The following is a 22741-nucleotide window of genomic DNA, read 5'->3' as shown; positions in this document are numbered from 1 at the left end:
TTCCACTATTAAGTGGTTCCTCCCCTGAAATTGTGGTCATATCGTAGTCGTAGATTCGTCCCATCATCAGAATACTTTGATCCGCAGGATGTAGATATTCGAAATGCATGATCAACACTCCTAGATTCATAATATGTATCTTTGACCTACCTTCATTACATCACGAATGGTCGTATATCGCTGTGATAATAATCACTTAGGTGTTCAAAAAAACGACAGCCTAGGACAAGAAAACAAAGTCCTAGACTGCCGTTATTATTGCGTTATCGTTCCTTTTTGCCAAACAAAATGGCTAAATTAATTGCTTAGCAACCATTCCCTACATGTATTTGCACGTAATTGCAGCTCATTATAAAACAAGCCTGCGTGGTAGCCGTCACAAACGGCATGGTGGAATTGCCCGGATACTGGCAATAGTATTTTTCCATCATGCTGAACATATTTCCCCATCGTAAAGATGGGTAATAAATAAATTCCCTCGTTATAAACGTTCAGGTTAAAACCCGTAAAGTTAACCCACGGAATGCTAGAAATGGGGAAGGTGTTCGATGGTTCGTTTGCTTTAGGAGTAAATTGTTTAACATTGCCGTACATTTTTAGATCATCTTTATAACAGCTATAAAAATCATCAAATTCTTCTTTGTACATCGTCCAAATGCTTGAAAAAGTTTTATCGTCGTTATGAAAAATAGTATAGCTAGGAGACATGCTTTCCCAATAACCTAATCTGCCTTCAGAATCATAACATGTGCGAAATTCACTGTTGCAATTTACTACCGTAGCTATCATATGAATGAGTGCAGGGTACAACTTAACCCCCTTAATCTTAAGTTCTGAAAGCAGAAGGGTAATGTCAATGTTTGCAGTCATACTATAGGTGCATCTGACATCGTTTAAATAATGTTCAAAATAGGGTTTTCTATTCCAGTTATTCATGTCAATTGGATTAAAAATCATTTATTTTGACCTCCTAAAATTATTGCATTGTTCATTTTAGGAGGTCTACTGAACTGATTTAACCATATCCCCATCACAATCCCTCATGAGATTTTACAGCTATGATAATTATACCACTCCATTCCAAGTAGTTACCTCATCAACACCTAATCTAACGGTTGGATAGGCTGGTCCACTCGCTTTACCAACAGCAATCATTAGGATGTTAACCAGGTTTTCTGGAACGTTAAACTCATTGCGGAATTGTTCAATACTGTAACCAAGCATAGGTATGGTATCGTATCCTCTTGCTTTGGCAGCTAACATGAATTGCATTGCTAATAAGCCTCCATCTAGCATTTGCCACTCTTTTTTCGTTTGTTCATTTGCAGAGCCATAATAGTTCTCTACACCGTTGTTAATAATATCTTTAACCTCATCTGTCATATAGCCAGCATCTACAGCTCTTTGATTAATTCTATTAGCATTCTCGACTGTATAAGCATTCATATCTCCCAAAACAACAATGATTGCAGATGCATCAACAACTTGTTGTTGACCAAAAGCGATCGGAAAAAGCTTGGCTTTCTCAGCAGGGTCAGTGAACACCATAAACCGCCAAGGGTTTAAATTTGTTCCGCTTGGTGCAAGCATAGCCTCTTCAAGAATCTCTTTTAGTTCTCCTTCTGTCATTTTAGCTGAAGAATCATAAGTGCGAACCGAACGACGGCTACGGATAATATCATAAAAGTCTGCTGTACGATTTTCTGTTTTCATGTTGACTCTACCCCTTACTATTATTTATTTATGTGATACTGCTTACTCTGAAACCTATTTTTAATGTGTATGACACATACGTTGCTGATGAATCTTATTATGGTATAGTACATAGAAAATAAAAAGTACGTACTTTTTTGTACCATAGACACGAAAAAGTACCTATAAATGTACGAAGGAGTTACAAATGAGGGCAGAATTTAATAATAGATGCGAGTTAGTAGTAAAGTTAATTGAAGGAAAGTGGAAACTGCATATTTTATACCACTTAACTAACGGACCAACACGGTCAGGAGAACTACAACGATTAGTAACAGGGATTACAAGAAAAATGCTCACTGAACAATTAAGAGAGCTAGAACGAGATGGTCTAGTAGCTAGAAAAGCATATGACCAAGTGCCACCTAAAGTTGAGTACTCTCTTACAGAGTATGGACAATCCTTAAAGGAAGTTTTGAAGGGACTTTATGATTGGGGAGACAAATACATAAAGGACAAATATCCAAATGGTGAAGTTATCATTAAAACCGATAATGATCCTATTTGATTATTTTAGCTGCAATCATTCCTGAAATTTGCTCACAGTTAACCCCTTGACTGTAACGCAACGTCATAGTGCATAGTGAAAACTATACCAAATAAGGGGTGGAACAAATGAAAATTACGGCACTACGTTCAGATCATATCTATCGAAACGTTTTACATGCTCCGCAAGAAGAAAAGGTTGAGTTGTTCAGACAAGAGATGATGGCTCCATTTATGAGGAAATGGGAAATACAGCATATTCCTTATAAAGCTGCGGAGCCTAATGGCTTTGATGTTATTGCGTTGAATAATCTAACGGCTATCTCACCTTCTCAAATGACTACTGAAATTTTAGTAGACCTCGACTTAATTTCATCAGACTCGTTCTGGTATGAGTGTGAAGAAGCAGTTAAGAAAAGCTTTCATTTATTTATAAAGCACGGCGTGAACCTCCCTGTTTCTCATTATTTATTCACTATTCTATTAGGGAACCCAAATAGCCCGTTATTAATGTTAAATGAAGGATATAGTGGTGAAGGAGGTATTCCAGGTTATATCTTTGGTGTACTTGTGCCAAATGAATATACAATACCGCGAATGAAGGCTGCCTTAGCACACGAATGCAATCATAATGTTCGCTATCAATTTATTAAGTGGGATCATTCCGCTGTTACATTAGGTGAATTTATCGTTAGTGAGGGATTAGCAGAAAACTTCGCTACTTCTATCTACGGGGACGAGTTTCTTGGCCCTTGGGTTACGAAAACAACTATGGAAATGCTTAATAAGCAAATTAAGCCTGTGCTCAAGGATCAATTGCAACTAACAGGCTTTGAAAATATTACACCTTATCTGTATGGTGACGAATTAGCAAAACTTCAAAACTGTACGCCGGTCAATTTGCCTTATGCAGCGGGTTACGCCTGTGGCTATTATTTAATTAAATATTATTTAGAAAAAACAGGGGAAACGATCTATGAAGCTACCATTACCCCTGCTAACCTAATACTAGAAGAAACTAGAGGATTTTGGGATGAAGAAACCATTATTTGCAGTTAAAGACATCGTTCAAATTACAGGTATAACTAAAAGAACTTTGCATTATTACGATAAAATTAATTTGTTAAAACCGTCTTACCACGCAGAAAATGGCTATCGGCTCTATGATAGGGACAATTTAGAAAAGCTTCAAACGATTTTATTTTTAAAAGCAATGGACGTTTCCCTTAAAGAAATTGCGAACATTTTGACACATACGAAACAAGAACAGAGAGAAATATTAAAAAAGCATAGCCAAACGTTATTATTAAAAAAACAACAACTAGAAACAATCATTACTGCGTTAGATAAGTATGTATCAGGAAAAGATTTGTATCACTTATCCATTTTCAATCATTCATCCGCTTTACCCCTACAAGAACAATATGATCGAGAAGCGAAGCTCATCTATGGAGAAACAGAAACATATCAAGCTTTTGAGGAAAAACAAAATAAGCGCTCTCCTAGTGAGAGAGCGAAATTAGATTCCGAATTCAAACAAAACATGGAACATATTTTTAATAAAATGGCTATCTGTATGAATCAAACCCCTGCTTCTGATGAGGTACAACAATTAGTTCTAGAATGGAAAAACCATCTTGAACAATCTATTGCATGTGACACAGAAATGTTAATTTGTATTGCAAATTCGTATAACTATGATAATCGATTCAAAAATTATATCAATCAATTTAGCAATGGGGACTTAGCTGAATTTCTGTACAACGCTATTATGCATCATATCGAAAGACAGAAGGAGTAATACATGCCCTTCTGTCTTTTTTTTGTACACCGCCACTTCTTAATTTCCTTACCCATAAAAAAAAGATAATAATCCAGAATTCCGTTTAATAACATCTTTAGAGTGAACGCACACACCCAATCCATTTTCAAACATTTAGCTACATACAATAACTGATGAGGTGATCGTAAAATGAAGAGAAAATTGTCCATTGTATTTGTTTTGCTATGTATGATTACTGCAATGTTCAGCTTGAGTGCATCTGCTATTTCTTATACAGCTGATCTTGTCCCGCAATTGACATCCAATACTAATCCTTCAGGTACGGCAAGCGCGAGCAGCATATGGAACAGTAATCATGAGGCTTGGAAAGTCTTTGACAACACTAGCGCGAACCAAAGTCAGTGGCATACAAGCATAGCCGGCGGCTCTACCGGATGGATCGCTTACGAATTTACGTCCTCCAAACGTATCGCCAAATATACGATTCAACCAAACAACGACAACCACGTTAGTTATGCACCAAAAAATTGGACGTTCGAAGCTTGGAACGGCAGCAGTTGGGTCGTTCTGGATACTCGTGTCAATGTAACTGGCTGGGCATGGCATGTCAAAAAAGAATTCACATTTACCAATAATACGCCTTATACGAAATACCGCTTAAACGTTACCGCAAACGGTGGAGCAGGCTATTTATCCATTGCCGAATTGGAATTGATGGAAAAAGCGTATACCGGAGACGTCATCCCACATCTGACATCCAATACAGCTCCCTCCGGCATAGCTAGCGCCAGCAGCATATGGAGCAGCGCTTACGATGCTTGGAAAGCATTCGACAATACAACGAGCAATCAAAATCATTGGCATAACTCTAGCGGAACGACGGGGTGGATTGCATACCAATTCTCATCGGCAAAAACGATAACCAAATATACACTCGAACCCAACATCAACAACGCTGTAAGTTATATGCCAAAAAATTGGACATTTGAAGGATGGAACGGGTCCTCATGGGTTACTCTTGACTCTCGAACCAATGTTTTAGGCTGGCAATATAACGTCAAACAATCGTTCGAATTTAACAATTCTATCGCATATATTAAGTATCGTTTGAACGTAACTGCTAACGGCGGGGCGGGTTTCTTGTCGATCGGTGAAATTGAAATGATGGAGTACGCACCATAACACGACTATGAATACACCGTTTCTCCATCATTAAAAGGCATAAGTGTTTGCTAAAATCGCCCTCCCTTCAGCTTAATCAGCTGAAGAGAATGGCGATTTTTTAAATTGAAGGCGCTAGTAAGTGCTATTCTGAACATAAAGAAAGAGGATTTACCGATTTTTGATAGAAATTGTTTTTATTAGATATAAAATGTTTGTTGATGTTGAAAGGTGGTGTCTACACGTTTAATGAGATTTCCTATTTAGCATATTAAAGAAGGAGGAATGTAATGTCTAAGCTAATCTATTTTGGAATCGATTTACATGGACATATCAATGTATCGCTCGGGCTAATACGGGCACTCGTTGAGAAAGGGGAAGAAGTTCTCTACTATTCCAGTGAACCGTTCCGTGAAAAAATTGAAGCAACCGGCGCTCAATTTCGCAGCTATGGGGATATGGGTGGATTCGAAATGCGTGAAGGAGATCGCGTCGATACGTTCCTGCTATTCTCCCATTACATTTTGGATAAAAGCCGAGAACTCGTAGAACGATTCCGCGATGAGGTTATTGCATGGAAACCTGATTACATTATTCATGATGCATTTGCATATTGGGGGAAAGAATTTGCCCAGCTGCTTGGTGTTCCTGGCATTTCGGCATTCGCTACGTTCGCATATATCGACGAAATGGCGAATTATGACCCTGACTTTTTTATGTCTAACATTATTCGGATTGAAGATGATTCGGTCTATAAAAATTATAACAGTGCTGATCTATACCGGAGACTGGTCGATATGTCCTCCAAGACGATCGCAACAAAATACGGACTAAATAAAGTTAATGTCATAAATGATATTCTCGGCAGCAAAGAGAAACTAAATATTTTATATAGCTCCAAATCATTTTATTTATTCCCCGATTCGTTCGACGATAGCTATTTATTTGCTGGTTATTCAATTACTCCGCGCAACGAGACAGTGGAATTTCCTTTCGAACTGCTCGATGGCAGGCCGTTAATTTATATTTCATTCGGTACGATCTTGAACGAATTGGAGGACCTATTCTTGAACTGCTTTGAAGCTTTTGGTCAATCTGATGTACAAGTAGTGATGTCGGTGGGATACCATTTGCGGGTGGAGGACCTTAAAGGTATTCCGGACAATTTTATCGTCCGCAACTACGTACCGCAGCTTGATATACTAGAGCGGGCAACCGTGTTTATTAATCATGCAGGTACGAACAGCGTGTACGAAAGCATATGCTTTGAGGTTCCGCAAGTGGTCATACCACAAGCGTTCGATGAATTTATGGGTGCTGTAATGATAGAACGTGCTGGAATCGGGGTTTACATAAGAAATATGGTTCCAAGTGCGGAGGAGCTACGGGAAGCGGTACAGCAAGTGCTGTCTGATTCGACGTTTAGAAACCGAAGTACATCGATAAAAGCTAGCTTCCAGCCTTTAGATCATGCAATTAATGAGATTGCCGCATATGTAGAGCGGGAGCGTGGCGCAACAATCGCAGCATCACAATCCTCATAGCCGAGCAGATTTATGGCATTAAATTTTTCGTAAAAGGGGGATTCGTCCCTCTTTTTGAGTACAAAGAAAAGCCGATTGAAATCAGGAGAGAATACCTGAAATCAGCTCGGCTTATAATCTTACGTTTTAAGCTTAGTACGTTTTTCCCAATACGTATAATTAGTCCTTAGAGAAATATAACCCATTAAGAAATTCATCGAATGTATCTGCAATTTTAAATATACTGGCATTGCGCATTTCGGCCTGACTACCGCACTCGTATTCGCTCGGAGCAGTTTCATGGCTCCATAAAACGATGATAGGCTCTGTATTCTCCGTGTAATAATCAAAGCAGATGTAGTCTCCACAAGCAGTTGCAGCAATCGGTATAACTCCATCAGGAAGACCTTCTTGAATATTTTCTTTGCTATTAAGGATATAACTATCTCCTTTAGGATCAAAGCTTAGAAATTGATTGATGATCGCTTCGTCATCTGTTTCCGTTTTACAAAGAGAAGGACGTGGCCTGCCCCCATGATACGTTGTAACACAGGCTATATAATCTTTAGGAAATTGAACATCCAGATATTGTTCAACAGCTTGAATATCCTTTTCCGTTGGTGGTGCTTGAACATGTACCCATTCCTTAATCAAGTTATCTTTTCCCTCCCCAAAATTGATGTCCTCCAGTATGTCTTGTTTTTTCATGGAAATCTCTCGGAATAAGTTGAAGTAGCCCATCTATATTAGCCTCTACCCTGCTTCAAAACTTGTCCATGAGGGCCTTCCCGCGCGGCGATATCTGATAACCCGTACCCAGACTGATTGTTAGGCCGAGGTTTTTCAGTTTGCGGACATTCAATTTTAATTTTTCTGTCTCCCAACCGATAGCTGCAGCAAGCTCCGTAGACCTGACGCCGGGATGCTTATCGATGAGCTTAAGGAACTCCGATGTCCACGGTCCAGATGAGCTTGCTCGATCCAGTCGTCCTAGCCGTATAAGCAAATTAGACCATTCTGCATCAGTTAGAATATCTCGTTCGCGCAGTTCCTCACGCGGATCAGCTCCAACCCGCGACACTCCAATCCGGTATATATCCCCTTCCTGACTAAACGAATCCAGCTCCTTAAATAGCGCTGAACGTGTTGAGAAACCCGCAAGAACGACATCGGATTCTGTTATCTCCGTATCAGCGACAATTACGATAGACATAATCTCAATAAGCCCAATAGAGGTGTGCAATTGGCTTCCTTTCTTAACACGCGCCTTACTCCATCGACGAAATGCTAACGAAATTGTACTATTAGCAATTCCCTCCAATATATATCCTTTAAAAAGCAAGATACAGTCACTCCTCCCGATTGATATGATCATCTTAAGAGATTTGTACCGCCTTAAATTTAACGTTGTATTAACGGATAACGTACTCTCCGTGTTTTACGACAATGGAATCTTATTTACCAAAGCAGCCAACGCCCTTGCTAAGCAAACATACGTTTTTCTCGTAGAATAAAGAAATTATTTCTAAGAATATATGTTCAGCAAAAAAGTAAGAAATCCTTTCCGAAATTTTAGTTAATGCTATAAATTCTCTCCCTCTTACCTGACCCTATTTGATACCTAAACTACTTCTTTAAATATAACAATGATAGACTGTTAATATATAGCAGGAATGGGTTGGTGAACCGATGAACACAAAAGTTATGATTATAGAAGATGAAAGAAAAATTGCAGATGCAATTGCCTACGCCTTAAAAAGAGAAGGATACACCGTCGAAGTTGTTGATCATGGAGGATCAGCTATGGAACGGTTATATATATTTCGTCCGGATGCTATCATTTTGGATGTGATGCTTCCTGGTATAGATGGTTATGACATTCTAAAAAAGCTGCAAGATAAAGGGCGCATCGGTGTAATTATGCTCACTGCCAAAGAGGATATTGTAAGCAAAATTTTAGGACTTGAGCTAGGTGCAGATGACTATATCACAAAGCCGTTTGACATGCTAGAGCTACTTGCACGTTTAAAGTCGTTGCTTAGAAGAATGCAATCGGCAGGAGAAACACAACAGCAGGACGAGATTAGACTAGGTGAAATCGTGCTGCATGTTAGTAAACGAACAGCTTTTGCAGATGATATGAAACTCGACTTAACGCCTAAAGAATTCGATTTGCTCGCTCTACTAGTATCTAGACCTGATAGAGTTTATACGAGAGAGCAACTTTTGGATTTGGTGTGGGGAATGGATTATGCAGGCGGTACGCGTACCGTCGATATTCATGTACAACGTGTGAGAAAAAAGCTTGGACCTACGATCAGCGAAACGATACAAACCGTTCACGGTATCGGTTATAAAGCCGCGGGAGGTTACAGTGAAAATAAGTATAAAAATTAAATTCAGCATTTTTTTGGCGGCGCTATTGCTTCTGACTGTATTCGTGTTAAGTTTGCTCGTGCTGGAAGGGATTAAAAAAAATCAGCAAATAGAAGTTGAGCAATATTTTACTCAGCAAGCAACAACTGCTAACGTTTATTTTATCCAGAACATTATGGACGAATCTATTAAAGTACCTCAAACATTTCTAACGTCGAAAGGTATCGAATTTGCGGAGCAATTGGAGTTGATTAGCGGGCAATCCGTCGTGTTATATGATCAGCAAGGGACAATTGTTAATAAGGATAATACGAATATCACATCCACTGGCATTAAAAAGACGTTAACATACGCACTCAACAATAAAACAGCCTATTTGACGGAAAAAGAATCGTTAACTTACTTCACTCCATTAAAAGTAGGTAATGAGCAAGTAGGTGTTGTACAGTTCAACTACTCCCTCTCGAAAAATATTGCCTTCTACAATCAAATTAAGCAAATGTTTATTTATATCGGAACAGGTGTATTTTTACTCAGCTTTATACTCGCTTATTTTTATTTTAATTCCTTTGCTAGTGGAATCATTAGACTGAATAGAACGGTGGACAAGATTAGAGAAGGACATTTTGAGACAGAAACGCTCACACGTAAAGATGAAATCGGTGAACTAAGCGATGGTATTCGGGTAATGAGCGAACAAATTATGAAAACGATGCGGGACAAGGATCAAGAACGAGAAAAATTAACACTAGCGGTAAATAAATTATCCCAACTTGATAAGCAGCAAAAGCAGTTTATCGGAAACGTTACTCACGAATTTAAAACCCCGTTAACATCTATAAAAGCCTATCTCGATTTGCTCGATATGTATCCTGACGACGAGAACCTGATTGAAACAGCAAAGATAACGATTAAAAGTGAAACAGATCGCCTTTATGAAATGGTTGAAAAGGTTCTGCAGCTTGCCTCAATGGAAAAGTATGATTTTGAATTTAATAAAGAAAGCCTCGATGTACAGCAAGTTATCCAATTTGTACTGAACAGTCTGAAAGGTAAAGTTGATAAATTCGGAATACAACTAGAAACAGATTTAACCGAAGCTTATGTAGAAGCTGACAAAGACTGCATGACTATCGTACTCGTCAATCTGATGGATAATGCCATTAAGTATAACAAGACACGGGGCTATATTTTTGTAAAAAATGAAGTAAGGGATGGTCACGTTATCATTGAAATTTCCGATACAGGCATTGGCATCCCAGAAGAAGTGGTACACAAAATTTTTGATCCTTTTTACACTGTTGATAAAAACAGATCCCGGGAAAACGGCGGAGCAGGACTTGGACTTTCACTTGCCAAAAAGTATGCGGAAATACAAGGCGGCTCGATCGCTCTTGCGAGCACAGGTTTGACAGGAACTGTGTTTAGAATTTCTTTTCCTATTTATAGCCCAAATGAAAAGTGAACTCAGTTAACATTTTTGATACTTTTGTTTACAAGTTGGAAACATTCGTTTATATTTTCGGAACAATTTCTTGATAATGTAAGTGTCGAGGAGGCGATCTTTATGAAGATAGCTAAAATGGGAATTGCAATGTTCGTTACAGGAGTACTTCTATTCGTCACAGCCTGCAGTTCAGAAACGAATAGCAACAGAGTAGTCATCAAAGAGACCGAGGGAACGATAACTGTCATCGATAATGCCAGCAAAGAGGCAGGCGAACATGATGTATCCGTGGAAAAGATAGAACGTTATGAAAACGTGGAAATCACTGATTGGCTGGATGATGAAACCGTCATCGTATCGAAAGAAAATACAACATTAGAAAAAATGAAGTTGGAAGAATTGTCAGATTCCTATCCTAGAAGTTTGTATTTTTATAACATAAATACGAAACAATACAAACTGCTAAAAGAACAAAATAATATGTTTTTGGGAGGCGCGACCTTATCTGCGGATAAAAAGCATTTACTATATCATGAGTTCACATTCGGTGATCCTGCTTATTACGTGCTTAATCTAGAGACGCTGGATTCATTCGGTCTCTTCAATGATGAGATTGGAGGAGCTGTTACTGCAAAGTGGGCTGATGAAAATACGATTATTGGCGCAGCTTACAGCAGGGCTGTCTATACAGCTAGCACTGATGGAAGTGTTGCCCCCTTTGCCCACTTGAGCGTGGAAGCATTTTTACTCATTGAACAAATGAAGGAAAATATTTATTACGTTGCCTATTCCGATGAGACCTTAAAAGTGCTGAACCTGACTACAAAAGAAAAAACAAATTTGAATATAAATAATGTGTACGGAGTAGTCCCATCGCCAGATGGGAATCAAATACTGGTTAATCACATACCCGGCTCCAAGAGCATTCTGACATTATCAGACGCAAATGGTGAAAATCAAAAAACGATTACTGAGGGCACAGTAATTGGCGGGGTTTCATGGTCGCCAGATCAGCGGATGATTTCATATACCCAAGAAGCCGCTGTAAACGGAGTAACGGTTAAAGGGCTTTATATCTACGATATGTTAACGGGCAAGTCTACCCAAATAGCGGTAGATATCGAAAATGCAGAAACTTCTTGGAGCCCCTCCGGCAAAACACTCGTTTATACGGAAAAAAATGACAACCAGTTTAATAGTGCTATTGTTCATTTGAAGTTTTCTTCGCAGAAATAAAATGACTCACTTTCTGGTGACTTAAGCAATTTTTTACCGCCAAAATGTTGAACAGCCCGCCTTATCGATAATATTAAATTCGATCATTCGCTCAAGTAAGGCGTAATCTACCGGACTATTCCACTTGATACGAAGCAGTTGGTTCGTGTGATCATAGCCAGCCTGTACAATTTCATCAGCAAAGCGAATAATTCCTGCGGCTTCAGGGGCAACCGCCATATGTTGTTTGGATATGCTAAAGCCAATAATGTAGGTCTCATTGTTAGTAAACATCGGCTGATTCCATGCAATCTTTGGCTTTAACTGTGGAAATGTCTTAGATACCCAGGCCAACACCTCTTCCGTCCTCTCGCGATGTTGCGGATTATCAATCTTTGCTAAGTACTCTGCAAAAACGTCCATGTAGCACTCTCCTATACTCAAATATGATTAAACAAATAACCTCTTACAGGCATCATACCTGAAGAGGTTATTGTTTATCAAACGTTAAGATCAAATAAAGCACAAAAATAGGAAAAAACCTAAGCGCTTCTTTCTCTTTTTGGATGGTTATTACGTCGTTATAATTTAAATAGCTCTTATCTCTTCGCACTATCATCATAAACATTATGAGGTGTTCAATTGTTTGAACAAGTAATACTCGTAGCTATGTTTACTTTTATTATCCATCTTTCTGAAACACTTACCTATTCTCTTCGATTGGCAGGGGTTCGTTTAGGGAAATTGGCGGTTGCATTGTCCTTATCGGGGATCATTTTGCTTATTTCAAGAACAACTAATATGGTACAGGCTCCACTTACAGGTAAAATGATAGATTTCTCAAAACATCAATTAGATTATAATCTCATTGATCAGTTTCGAATTATTATCGGGGCAGCTACAATGGGAACTTTAGTTGCATTACTACTGTTCCCATCCGCTGTTTTACTTTCTTCGAGGGTAATATCACATTTAGAAGTCGCAGGGTCCATACCTCAACTTGTTCGTTCTTCTGTTTCCATTCAAAAAATAACCAATATCCGATACCATTTACGTTTTCCCAAACTATCGATACTATCACGTTTGAGAACCGGAGGTATACCTAAACGGCTTGTCGTACTAAATTGTTTAGTGACCACCATTTATACGATCGGTGTGTTAGCTGCTCTACTTGCTTCAACATTAACAACAGAATATTCGATCGCCGCATCACAATCATCTGGTCTGATCAATGGAATTGCGACTATTTTACTTACTATACTAATAGATCCGCAAATTGGCTTAATCACCGATAAGGTCCTTAGAGGTGAAAAGGAGATCGCTACATTAAATAAGATCTTTGGTGTATTAATGATGTCGCGATTACTAGGAACTGTTCTTGCACAAGTATTACTAGTACCAGCAGCATATTGGATTAAATGGTTAGTATCCGTTCTGTAGTTTGGATAAAAAAATATTTAACACCGCTAATGTACCTAGCTTAAATGTACTCTATCTCTTCTCGACCTTCTGTACGCTCATAACGGATCAAGCTCATCTCTTCGATGCCCAGTATCTCCTTAAACTTCTCTACTGCTTCGAACTCTCCCTTTTCGAACGAGACATTACCAGCAAATAGTTCTTCAAGGGATTTTATCTGTTCTTTAGTTAGATCGAAAACACTAAAGGCATCGGCACGAGGATTTTGTTTCAAGTATCCATCCAAAAATGTGTCCTCAGCTCCCTCATATTCAGCCAGCAGTTCATCGACTTCCTCGTCGGTTAGCCCGTACATAATCTGTAGGTCCGACACGACCTCTCCTTTATTGAAAATCTCAAACCCCCAGCCATGATCCTCTAAGTGGGTAAAATACATGATCGGACAATATGCGGATAAAGTCTTAAGTTGCTGCGAAGCCACAAACTCCCCGTCCTTAGGAGTGAAAAAGGCAAACCAATCCTCACTAAGCTTAAGAGTAGGCGTTCCAGTTGGGAGGTGCTCGACTAGTTTTGTTTTATCAGATGCCCTAATAATGTTACCGTATGTAAATTCACTCATGAATTGTACCTCTCCCTTTATAATTAATTAATCAACCTCATTAAAAGTTATTTCATTATTCCATAGAGCTCCGTAAAATTCCTCCACTCGGTGGGGATAAGTCAGCTTACTTATAGGTTATCCTATACTGATTGTTAATACTGTTAATACATTTAATGTTTAACTACACTTATGGCCTATCTTTTTAATAATTAACGTAATTATTTCATGTATCAACAGCGTATTATTCTTAAAAGTTATACACATGTGCATAACCGCTCCGATCATAACCGATGAAAAGATCTGATTCAGCATCTATAACATAATATCCTTACTTCCGCCCGAAGTCCGCTTTAATTTCGCCCCACTCTTCCGTATTCCATTTCATCACTTTAGTTGTATATGTATTCGTGTGAAGCCACTTCACCGCTTCATCCGTCAGCTCCCATATTTTTGCGGTAGAAGCGTCCCTTTTTAAGGTCGAAGCTACCTTTTTATTGCGAAGCCAGCTTAAAGCTGTTTTAGAATCACTGTAAATCGTCTTCGTGCAGCCCTTCTCCTTCAAATAGGAAAGAGCATGTACTACGGCAATAAATTCGCCTAAATTGTTGGTACCGTTCGGTATTGGTCCGACATAAAATAGTATTTCGCCCGTTTGTGTGTCTACGCCCTTATACTCAACAGGACCGGGATTTCCTCTTGTTCCTACATCAACAGAAATGCTATCGTAGTCGATTGATGCTGCTTCTTCTTGGAATAAGACAGGCTGCTTTACGCTGCTTTTCGTTTTGACAGTACCACTTGCAGAAGCTTTGCTCCCTCCGCCTGTGCCCCAATGACTGCGCCAGCCGTCTTGGAAAGCTTTTTCTGCCAGCTCCTTCGTTTCAAAGGACTTAAACTTGGCATCCTGCACTCCGCTAACCTGCGCTTGGCATTCTGGCCATGAAGCAAATACCCCTGTTTTATTGCCGACCCAAACGACATAAAATTTCCCTTTAGCCATTATATAAATAACCACCTTTAATGAAATTGTTAATAAGGAATTGCTGATTCTGCCCGAAGAAAGGAACTCTCAAAGATTACTATGCCACTTAGCAACGGCGCAAAGCAAATATGCAGACAACTAATTACTGTAACGAACCTAAAACACGTTATTCCACTTCATTTCTCTTCAAAAAAAATGTAACGAACACCAGCAACCCTATTTCGTTCAAATAGCCCCTATTCTTGATCAAAAGCAGCTAATAGCGTTGCTGTGATTCGTTAGCTTTTTTTCACATCGCTTTTTCCCAAAATAAGCTTCTCACGATTCGTTAGAACTTACAAAACCTGAATATCCACCCATACAATCGCAAGCATGTAAAAAACCAGCCCAATTCGCCCTACACAAGCGATCTGAGCTGGTTCTTTTTCCAATTACGAGATAGCATCCTAGATTTGAGCATAAGTATCTCGATACTCCTGTGGCGTTAAGCCGGTATGCTTTTTGAACACATTAATGAAGGAGTGAGCTCGCTGATAGCCAATTCGTGCTGCGATTTCATACACTTTGTCTGATGAGGATAAGAGCATATGAGCAGCTTTTTCAATTCGGATGCGATACACATAATCACTTAAATTTTCACCGGTTTCTAGCTTATAAATTTTTGAAATATACACAGGATGCATAAACACATGCTCGGAGATCGCCGTTAAAGATACGTCACTCGATAAATGCTGTTCTATGAATTGGTTCACTTCAGCAATCAGCTTCGCTCTAGAGTCCCGCACCTCAACCTCATTACCAGAGCGCAGACAATTTAGTACATCAAAAGACCATTCATAAAGCTGTTGATAAGAGCGATGTGGAGTACCTTGAACGAGCTTATTGTAGCTCTTACCAATTAACTCGGATAAGGGGCGTCCATTTTTGTGCGAAAAATAGGTAGCCGCTGATGCAATCGAAACAAACACTTCCAGCAGATGCTCCTGCAGCTCCACTCGTTTGTCTTTAAGCTCCCTCATTATTAGCTCTAAACGGTTATGTGCTGCCATCCACTGTCCCGCTTCCAATAATTGCGCGAGCGTAGGCATTTCATATAGTGAAGGGATTGATCGCATTTCTATACTTTCCGCTTGTTCCTCCGCAAAGGTCACAATTAAGTCCTGCTCGGTGCCAATCCGTTTTCTAAGTGTCGTAAGGGTGCTGTTGTAAAGTTCGGATAAATCATCTGGAAAAACCCCTTTACGGCTTATTAAAATAGAGGCAGAACCTTTTAAGTGGGTATGAATCACAGTCTGCAGTTGTGTAGCTACGAGCTCCATTACATGTAAAGAATCAGTCTCATCCATAGGCGTCATGTCGATGTCCACATCTTTGCTCCGAAGCTTTACTAGGAAAACTAAATAATCGTGTGAATCTTTCCCTTGCCATAGCTCAAATTGTGGGGCAAACAGCTCCTCGGCAATATTTCCAACCGCATACTCTACAAGTGCAAGATTTCGGGAATCATAGCCATAAAAAGGTTCTTCAAGCCGTACTAGCATGGACCAAAACGCTTCTCCATGAAAGTCAGGTAATTGCAGCATGCTGAGTCTATCTTGCAAATCGGAATCACTAAGCCTTCTGCCCTGCAACAGCTCATTAAGCAAGTTAGCACGCAACTGAGGTAAGTTCTCTCGCAAGGTACGCGAGACTTTGCCGCTAGAGAGAACTTGCTCCCACTCTACCTGAATTTTCTGCAAAGCTTGGGAAACAGTAGCGAGCAATTCTTCGTCAGTAACCGGTTTTAACAAATAACTCCAAGCACCTTGATGGATCGCTTTTTTTGCATACTCAAAATCAGCATAGCCCGACAGCAAAATACACTGGATTTTTTTCCATTTGATTCTGATCAAAGCGGATAGTTCAAGACCAGTCATACCAGGCATATGAATATCGGTAATGACAACATCTATCGGATGCTGATGCAGCTTTTCGATAGCTTCATCAGCGGAATAGGCTTTGTGCACGGTAACAACTCCGACCTGCTCCCAAGGTACAAGTTCTGCTAATCGTTCTACGACATGTGCCTCATCATCCACGATTAAGAGCTGTGACATCTTGTTCGCACCTCCTCCATCTCAATGTTACTTTTAGTCCACCGAGCTTGCTTGGAGCTAACGTAATCCCACCACCGTCTCTGCCGCCGAACATATAATGAAGGCGTTTATGTACATTCCATACTCCACAACTAACTTCAGTATCCATCGGTCTAGTCAATTGTTTTTCCAATTCATGCAGCTCAGCAGGTTCCATACCGGGACCGTTATCTTCTATCGTAATCGTATAGTAGTCGCCATGTTGTTCCCCTGTAATTAGAATAATACCTTCGCCCGGTTTTTTTTCTACACCGTGTACAATTGCATTCTCAACGATGGGCTGTATTAATAAGCGAGGCACCTGAACATCTAGCATATATGCTGGAATATGAAGTTCGTAATAAAGCCTCTGCATCCGTAAATTGTGGATCGTTAAGTAATTTTCAATGAGTTTCATTTCTTCACGAAAAGCTGCAGTTTGCAATTCCATACGTGTGGAATATCGATAATATTCAGCTAAATTTTGAGCCATTGCTACAACGGCGGGGGTGTCTCCAAGTTTGGCAGTATTGATGACAAAAAATAAACTGTTATATAAAAAATGAGGATTAATTTGCGCTTGAAGCTGCTTTACGGTTGCTTCGTGTAAACGAAGCTTCTCTGCGTATACGCGCTCAATCAGATCTTGGATCTGTTCCGCCATTTCATTGAAGCGTTCAAACAGAAAATCAAACTCGTTATGCGGCCTGAAACGGAGCCTTGCGGATAAATCGCCTTGCTTCAGACGCTGAACACCTTGCACTAATTTACGGATCGGTCGCTGAACGTTGCGATATAAGAAATAAGCGACTAAGAAGCTCATTGCGAGAAGCAATACGATTGTTATGTAGAATAGTATATTTGTTTGCTTGATAGGAGCAACTATATCTTGTACAGGAACGTAATTTATTAAATACCAATCTAGCTGGGCGGATTTTACATAAAAGACGGCATGTCGTTTGCCTTCTAGCTTCGTAAATAGGCTACCCGTATCCTCCAAATGCTGATCATTTAAGAACGACACCAGTTCTTCTATTCTAGCGTTGTTCTTCGTGCTGCTTCCAATAGATGGCTTGCCAAAACGATAGAAGAAAGGGTCACCCTTTCCTCCTGACTTGACCTGATCCAGCATGGCTGTTAAATTGCTGTCCGAGAAGCTTACTTGGATCATCGTACGGATTTGGGAGACCGATGTAGCTCCATAAGGCTCGACGATTTGCCGAACAAAGCGTGCTCCGGGTTGCCTTGCTTCTTCACGTTTGCTAGAGTCATAGGTCCAACCTAATAGAGGAGCAAAGGTTCTAATATCCTCTTCGTTATAACTCATCAGCAAATTAGAGGATACTGCCTCTTTTTCCTTTGGCATATAGACCGTAAGATCATTCGTCCAAGCACTAGAAACGCTCTGCAAACTTAATTTTTCGGTAATTCGAGTCTGTTCAGTAATACGGTCAAATGGCTTGTTGGAACGTTTTTCTAAGTAATCACGCAAATAAGGATCTGAACCTAAAATACCAGGAAACATAGCAAGCTGCTCTACCGTTGTATCGAATTGTTGTAGGAAAAAGGACAGCTGGCTGAGGCTCGAAGACTGAATTTCGTCTTGAACGACGTCCACACTGACCCTATTGGTATAAATATAAAGAATAAGTACGGGAGTGACCAACACTACAATTAACATAATGATTTTACTAAAGATCGTCAGTCTTCCAGTCATCATCGTTACCGCCTCTTATCCCAGTGGTCTATAAGGATTAGCTTATCCCTTCACTGCACCTGACGCAAGACCGCTTACAATATATCGTTGAGCGAGCAAGGCGATAATAAGAACGGGTAAAGTAATGATACAAGCTGCCGCCATCAAAGCTCCCCAGTTAATTTCCGAATAGGATAAAAAGTTAAATACGGCTATTGGTAACGTTTTTGTTTTGTCTCCTGCCAGAATGACCGAAAACATAAAGTTGTTCCATGAGAAAATGAACGATAATAGAGATGAAGTAATAATTCCAGGAACAGATATCGGCAGTACAACACGTGTGAACACACCCGAACGGGTACATCCGTCGATGAGGCCAGCTTCCTCAATTTCTTGCGGCAGTCCTTCGAAGAAGGAAATCATCACCCAAATAATAAAAGGCAAACCTACAAGCATGTGGCTCAGAATAAGTGCGGTGTACGTGTCCACAAGCCCCACTTTTGAAAATATGATGAACCAAGGAATCAAGAATGAGATCCCGGGTACTATCCGGGCAACCAATATAATTAAACCAAGGCTGTGCAGTCGATAACGAGCAATGGCATAAGCGGCTGGGAGCCCTAAAATAAGAGAGCCAATCGTTGAGCCCGCTGCGACAACAAAACTATTGATTACGAATTTCATGAAATCATATTCTTGAAATACATTGATATAGTTGTTAAACGTAGGCTTGAACACAAAAAACTGGTCCGTGGACATAATTTGGGCTTGTGTCTTAAACGATGCGAGTAGCATCCAAATGAATGGGAAAGAGAAGGCTAGCAGTACGACCAACGTTGTGAGCGAAAAAATAATCGCATACATTCTTTTTTGTTGTTTCATGCCGACGCCTCCATACGTTTGCGAATCCAGATCATAAGAAGTGTAGCGCCCATAACTAAAGCGAAGAATAGAACGAGCAATGATGAAGCCGTACCTAATTTAAAGTATTGGAAGCCAAGTGTGTAACCGTAAATATTGAGCGTCTCAGATACATTGTTTGGTCCACCTTGTGTTGTCGCATAAATAATATCGAATGTTTTGAGTACGTCGATAAGTCGCAGCATCATCGCTACGATAATCGTTTGCTTCAGCATAGGTAAGGTGATGTGAATAAGCTTCTGCCACTTCGATGCGCCATCAACATCCGCTGCTTCGTAAGGTTCCGAAGGCAATGTAGATAAGCCGGCCATTACAATTAAGGAAATCATCGGTGTCCATTGCCAAACGTCAATCAAAATCAAGGAAGGTAGTGCTTGCGTAGGGGATGCAATCCACAACTGCGGATCTAACCCTATCAGTTTCAATAAGGTGTTAGCAGCACCAATAGTCGGTTCATAAATAAGCAACCATACGAGCCCCATTGCGACAGGTGTAGCTACCATCGGAAGTAAGAAGATCGTTTTTGCAATATTTTTACCACGGAAGTTTCTGAACAGCAGCAAAGCGATTGCAACACCTAAAAAGGTTTCGATGATGATTGCACCAAACGTGAAAGTAAAGGTGCTCTGGACAGAATTCCAAAATCGCTCTTCCTTCAGCAACGTTATATAGTTAGCTAATCCTACCCATTTTGGCGGTGATGTTGCCGACATACTCCATTCAAAGAAGCTGATTCTTACTGTGTACAAAATGGGAAACACCATCATAAGCAGAACGAACAAAACCGCAGGAAGGGTGTAGATCCATTTCAAATTGCGATCGAACCAGTTGGTCGACATGGCTCATCAAATCCTTTCTTATGGGTGTAGTTGCTTCTTCAAAAATAAAGATGCTGCCCAAACCCAAACTGCGCAAGACATATGCTTCCGATCGCTGCCCAATCCAGCATATGTCTTGCTCCGTTTGTTCTAGCCAGCAAAATTGTTTTGGGACAGCCCCTCGCTTTTCGTTCGGTTATTTCCCGTTATCTTTGTCCATTAGCGCTTGCAACTCTTGATTAGCTTGATCAGCTGCTGCTTTAATATCTTCGCCGCTAATCGCCTTCTGTATGATGGAGCCTACAATATCACGAGCTTCAGTAACGCTTTTGATTTGTGGCAGGGAATGGTCGACTCCGCCCTTCTGCGTTTCTCTTGTAACTTCCGCGAGCTGCTGTGGATATGCGGTAATGCCTTCTGGATTTTCCCATATCGATAATCTAGGGCCTGGATTACCTCTTTTCTGCGTAGCTAGTACAATCTCTTTGCTAGTAGCCCATTTCATAAATTCCCATGCTGCATCTTTCACTTCTGACTTGGCATTCATTGCTATTCCCCACGAGGTAATGTTAAAAGGTTTGGAACCCGCGCTTCCAGCTGGGAACTGAGCGTATCCAACTTGATCTACTATTTTGGATTTCTCAGGATCAATCGCATTTTGATAAATAGAATTGGCATCTGCAAAGAAGGCAACTTTACCTTGTGCAAATATACCGATTGCTTGTGGCCAAGACATATTCAGTACGCCTGGCGGTGCGAAGTCTTTTAGCAAGTTAGCGTAAGTCGTCATCCCTTTAATCGCTTCAGGTGTATTTACAGTAGCCTTATCACCGCTTGTGAAATCGCCGCCTTCGGAATAAATAAACGAAGAAATTTGTCCGACTAACGGGGAACGCTGACCACGAGAAACGAAACCGTACATTTCATTTTTTGGATCATGCAGCTTCTTAGCCGCTTCTCTTAGCTCATCCATCGTCTTTGGTACTTCAATATTAGCCTGTGCAAGCAGGTCCTTACGATAATAGAGAATATGCTGTTCCGTAATAATCGGAATGCCTGCAAGTTTGCCGTCGACAGTGGTAGAGCTGATTGATGTTTTCGAGAAGTCCGCTAAATCGTAGCTCGCATCCTTTTTCGCATATTCATCTACAGCTTGAATCCAGCCATTTTTATAAAAAAGTTTAATATCTTGCATCGGACGGAACATGAATACATCTGGAGTAGTTGAGCCAGCGGTGAATTGTACAGTGAGCTTTTGGGTGAGCTGATCTTCGAAGAAGCTTTGAATATCTACCTTAATACCTGTTTTTTCTTCAAATTGTGGGACAAACGTTTTGATTGCGTCTCCCCAAGGGTGGTTGGCTGTAATAATAGAAAGCTTCTGACCTGCAAACGGTTTAGCTCCCGTGCTAGGTGCATCAGTAGTTCCTGGCGTAGGTTTCGCAGGTTCTGACGTACTGCAAGCGCCGAGCAGTGTTGCTAACATCATGGTCGCAATTGCGGTGCTCATTAACCTTTTGAACGACAACTTCATGAGTATATCCCTCCCATTTATAATTGAATTCGGTATTTCGAAAGCGCTACCATATAATTTTCTCTTGCTGTATTCCTAGCGTAATGGATTTCGGCTCAGGTTGATATAACGCAGATTAAACATTGATAACTGAGGATGAATGGGATGATTGGATCTCTGAAAGTCAAAAAGCTTGCCTCCAAGGATAATTCTCTTGGTAGACAAGCTTGGCAGTTAGGAGTCTTAATCGTGTACGAGAAAATAAAATCATAGACTGTCGATGTTTTATTTAACTAACGTGTCCCGTTAGTTAAATGCCCTAACCTCTACATTCTTCAAGCATCATACTGTATTCTTTGAATTTATCTAAGTCATTTATATGTTGGGCGAAGTATTTAGCTTTGTAGAATTTGTTATACGAGTTATTTTCCTCCTCAATCTTAGAAAATGCTTCGCGCAAATCAGTAAATTTTTCAAACCAACTTAAGCCGTGTTCAAGAAAAACATCCCTAATATTAGCTCCTACTACTTCAATATTGCTCCCATCAGGTTCAATCCACCAGATATCAGTTCTTTTTTCAGTAGGATTTTCTAAACATTTGGTGTAGTTTGATTGGTCTAATGAACAAGTTAATTCTGTTCGAATGTGACACTCATGTACTTTAGGCAGGAGTCTAGCTTTATTATCAGCTTTAATATCCTGTTCTGACAGTATAAAGGCATAATAGATGCCTATTTCTACGACAATTGATGATGGCGTCCATCCTGTAATCAGTGAAAAGTAGTTGCCCACGGAACGAATATGAAGCACCCAAATGCAATCATTATGCCACCCCCAATTATTTCTCGTCTGAACCTTAGTCAATCCATTTTGCTTAAGTACAGGAGTAATTATCTCTCGTATAACTTTGTTTATTTCCGCTGAACCAATCAT

Annotated in this window: 23 protein-coding genes; 9 read left to right on the top strand and 14 right to left on the bottom strand. The window is 40.1% G+C overall.

All coding sequences use genetic code 11. The annotated features are described in order from the left end of the window. Positions 1–297: 297 nt before the first annotated feature. A complete protein-coding gene (catA, locus tag I6N90_RS21115; protein WP_197937644.1) occupies positions 298–957 on the bottom strand; it encodes a type A chloramphenicol O-acetyltransferase in 660 nt (219 codons plus the stop codon). Between the two features lie 108 nt (positions 958–1065). Further along, the gene (locus I6N90_RS21110; RefSeq protein WP_197937643.1) at positions 1066–1713 is read right to left on the bottom strand and encodes a nitroreductase family protein; all 648 of its coding nucleotides are present in this window, start codon (positions 1711–1713) and stop codon (positions 1066–1068) included. Between the two features lie 187 nt (positions 1714–1900). On the opposite strand from I6N90_RS21110, the gene I6N90_RS21105 reads away from it, so the two are divergent. The 5 genes from I6N90_RS21105 to I6N90_RS21085 all read left to right on the top strand — a co-directional run bounded on the left by I6N90_RS21105 (position 1901) and on the right by I6N90_RS21085 (position 6726). Beyond that, a complete protein-coding gene (locus tag I6N90_RS21105) occupies positions 1901–2260 on the top strand; it encodes a winged helix-turn-helix transcriptional regulator (protein ID WP_197937642.1) in 360 nt (119 codons plus the stop codon). 107 nt (positions 2261–2367) lie between these two features. Beyond that, the gene (locus I6N90_RS21100; RefSeq protein WP_197937641.1) at positions 2368–3297 is read left to right on the top strand and encodes a DUF2268 domain-containing protein; all 930 of its coding nucleotides are present in this window, start codon (positions 2368–2370) and stop codon (positions 3295–3297) included. Beyond that, positions 3272–4039 (top strand): MerR family transcriptional regulator, encoded by a 768-nt coding sequence (locus I6N90_RS21095; protein ID WP_197937640.1) that lies wholly within the window; start codon positions 3272–3274, stop codon positions 4037–4039. The genes I6N90_RS21100 and I6N90_RS21095 overlap by 26 nt, the downstream gene beginning before the upstream one ends. A gap of 171 nt (positions 4040–4210) precedes the next feature. Further along, entirely contained in the window at positions 4211–5203 is a 993-nt protein-coding gene (locus I6N90_RS21090; protein ID WP_197937639.1) for a hypothetical protein, read from the top strand. A gap of 269 nt (positions 5204–5472) precedes the next feature. Then, complete coding sequence (locus tag I6N90_RS21085; protein WP_197937638.1) at positions 5473–6726, top strand: macrolide family glycosyltransferase; 1254 nt, start codon at positions 5473–5475, stop codon at positions 6724–6726. A 159-nt stretch (positions 6727–6885) separates the two neighbouring features. On the opposite strand, the gene I6N90_RS21080 is transcribed toward I6N90_RS21085, so the two are convergent. From I6N90_RS21080 to I6N90_RS21070, 3 genes are read right to left on the bottom strand one after another with little or no spacing between them, the layout of a single operon-like run. Beyond that, positions 6886–7359: an SMI1/KNR4 family protein gene (locus I6N90_RS21080; protein WP_197937637.1), complete on the bottom strand. Its 474-nt coding sequence runs from the start codon at positions 7357–7359 to the stop codon at positions 6886–6888. 1 nt (position 7360) lies between these two features. Further along, positions 7361–7450: an HNH endonuclease gene (locus I6N90_RS25495; RefSeq protein WP_197937870.1), complete on the bottom strand. Its 90-nt coding sequence runs from the start codon at positions 7448–7450 to the stop codon at positions 7361–7363. An 18-nt stretch (positions 7451–7468) separates the two neighbouring features. Continuing rightward, a complete protein-coding gene (locus I6N90_RS21070) occupies positions 7469–8047 on the bottom strand; it encodes a hypothetical protein (RefSeq protein ID WP_197937636.1) in 579 nt (192 codons plus the stop codon). 347 nt (positions 8048–8394) lie between these two features. On the opposite strand from I6N90_RS21070, the gene I6N90_RS21065 reads away from it, so the two are divergent. The 3 genes from I6N90_RS21065 (at position 8395) to I6N90_RS21055 (ending at position 11764) form a co-directional block, all read left to right on the top strand. Further along, complete coding sequence (locus I6N90_RS21065) at positions 8395–9102, top strand: response regulator transcription factor (RefSeq protein WP_197937635.1); 708 nt, start codon at positions 8395–8397, stop codon at positions 9100–9102. Then, the gene (locus I6N90_RS25315; RefSeq protein ID WP_197937634.1) at positions 9080–10546 is read left to right on the top strand and encodes a sensor histidine kinase; all 1467 of its coding nucleotides are present in this window, start codon (positions 9080–9082) and stop codon (positions 10544–10546) included. Before I6N90_RS21065 ends, I6N90_RS25315 begins: the two co-directional genes overlap by 23 nt. Before the next feature lie 102 nt (positions 10547–10648). Further along, positions 10649–11764 carry a TolB family protein gene (locus tag I6N90_RS21055; RefSeq protein WP_197937633.1) on the top strand — a complete coding sequence of 372 codons (1116 nt, stop codon included), beginning with the start codon at positions 10649–10651 and terminating at the stop codon, positions 11762–11764. A 33-nt stretch (positions 11765–11797) separates the two neighbouring features. Here the strand turns inward: I6N90_RS21055 and I6N90_RS21050 are convergent, their stop codons facing one another. Continuing rightward, the gene (locus tag I6N90_RS21050; protein WP_197937632.1) at positions 11798–12166 is read right to left on the bottom strand and encodes an iron chaperone; all 369 of its coding nucleotides are present in this window, start codon (positions 12164–12166) and stop codon (positions 11798–11800) included. A 219-nt stretch (positions 12167–12385) separates the two neighbouring features. Here I6N90_RS21050 and I6N90_RS21045 point away from each other — a divergent pair, with 219 nt between their 5' ends. Then, positions 12386–13183 carry a lipid II flippase Amj family protein gene (locus I6N90_RS21045; RefSeq protein ID WP_197937631.1) on the top strand — a complete coding sequence of 266 codons (798 nt, stop codon included), beginning with the start codon at positions 12386–12388 and terminating at the stop codon, positions 13181–13183. Between the two features lie 40 nt (positions 13184–13223). Here the strand turns inward: I6N90_RS21045 and I6N90_RS21040 are convergent, their stop codons facing one another. From I6N90_RS21040 to I6N90_RS21005, 8 genes are all read right to left on the bottom strand, one after another. Next, on the bottom strand, positions 13224–13781 hold the full coding sequence (locus tag I6N90_RS21040; RefSeq protein ID WP_197937630.1) for a hypothetical protein: 558 nt from the start codon (positions 13779–13781) through the stop codon (positions 13224–13226). Between the two features lie 310 nt (positions 13782–14091). Then, a complete protein-coding gene (gene rnhA / locus I6N90_RS21035; RefSeq protein ID WP_197937629.1) occupies positions 14092–14763 on the bottom strand; it encodes a ribonuclease H in 672 nt (223 codons plus the stop codon). 428 nt (positions 14764–15191) lie between these two features. After that, positions 15192–16841: a response regulator gene (locus I6N90_RS21030; protein ID WP_197937628.1), complete on the bottom strand. Its 1650-nt coding sequence runs from the start codon at positions 16839–16841 to the stop codon at positions 15192–15194. Further along, positions 16816–18579, bottom strand: a complete 1764-nt coding sequence (locus tag I6N90_RS21025) for a sensor histidine kinase (protein ID WP_232243220.1) — start codon at positions 18577–18579, stop codon at positions 16816–16818. The genes I6N90_RS21030 and I6N90_RS21025 overlap by 26 nt, the downstream gene beginning before the upstream one ends. 39 nt (positions 18580–18618) lie before the next feature. Further along, complete coding sequence (locus I6N90_RS21020) at positions 18619–19437, bottom strand: carbohydrate ABC transporter permease (protein ID WP_197937626.1); 819 nt, start codon at positions 19435–19437, stop codon at positions 18619–18621. Continuing rightward, complete coding sequence (locus I6N90_RS21015) at positions 19434–20315, bottom strand: carbohydrate ABC transporter permease (RefSeq protein ID WP_197937625.1); 882 nt, start codon at positions 20313–20315, stop codon at positions 19434–19436. Before I6N90_RS21015 ends, I6N90_RS21020 begins: the two co-directional genes overlap by 4 nt. 175 nt (positions 20316–20490) lie before the next feature. Beyond that, a complete protein-coding gene (locus I6N90_RS21010; RefSeq protein WP_232243219.1) occupies positions 20491–21828 on the bottom strand; it encodes an ABC transporter substrate-binding protein in 1338 nt (445 codons plus the stop codon). Between the two features lie 298 nt (positions 21829–22126). Further along, positions 22127–22741 carry a DUF4304 domain-containing protein gene (locus I6N90_RS21005; protein ID WP_197937624.1) on the bottom strand — a complete coding sequence of 205 codons (615 nt, stop codon included), beginning with the start codon at positions 22739–22741 and terminating at the stop codon, positions 22127–22129.

The sequence above is a fragment of the Paenibacillus sp. GSMTC-2017 genome (assembly GCF_016019935.1).
In the GTDB taxonomy this organism is placed as follows: domain Bacteria; phylum Bacillota; class Bacilli; order Paenibacillales; family Paenibacillaceae; genus Pristimantibacillus.
This window is presented reverse-complemented; position numbering and strand designations above follow the sequence as displayed.